The 566-nt window shown below is 51.8% G+C and carries 1 pseudogene; it reads right to left on the reverse strand.

Annotated features, from left to right (window positions below):
- Positions 1–566, reverse strand: a pseudogene (locus tag B3P58_RS10830) (isocitrate lyase); the annotation flags it as partial.

Raw genomic sequence — 566 nt, forward strand, 5'->3', positions numbered from 1 at the left:
GATGGAGAGTTGTTGTAAACCAGTTTCGCATCTGGGTGAACTTTACGAACGTCGTTCATCATGTCACGGATTTCGTGAACAGTTGGGATCGCAGTTTCGATCCACAGCAGGTCAGCACCAGCGTTGATAGCGTGGATACAGTCGAATACGCAACGCTCATGGCCAGTACCTTCACGGAACTGGAACAGACCAGAAGCCAGACGCTTAGGACGAACCAGTTTGCCATCACGGCTGATCAGTACGTCACCCGCTTTGGTTTCTTCAGGAGTTACTTCTTCAACGTCCAGGAAGGAGTTGTAGATGTCGCCTTCGTCACCTGGCTCGTTCACAACAGCGATCTGCTTGGTCAGGCCAGCACCTTCGGAGTCGGTACGTGCAACGATGATACCGTCGTCAACACCCATTTCCAGGAAAGCGTAACGCAGAGCGCGGATTTTAGAGTGGAAGTCAGCGTGTGGAACAGTCACTTTACCGTCCTGGTGACCACACTGCTTCTCATCAGCAACCTGGTTTTCGATCTGCAGTGCACAAGCACCCGCTTCGATCATTTTCTTAGCCAGCAGGTA

The sequence above is a fragment of the Thalassolituus sp. UBA2009 genome (genome assembly GCF_002335285.1).
Lineage (GTDB): Bacteria > Pseudomonadota > Gammaproteobacteria > Pseudomonadales > Oceanobacteraceae > Venatoribacter > Venatoribacter alkanivorans.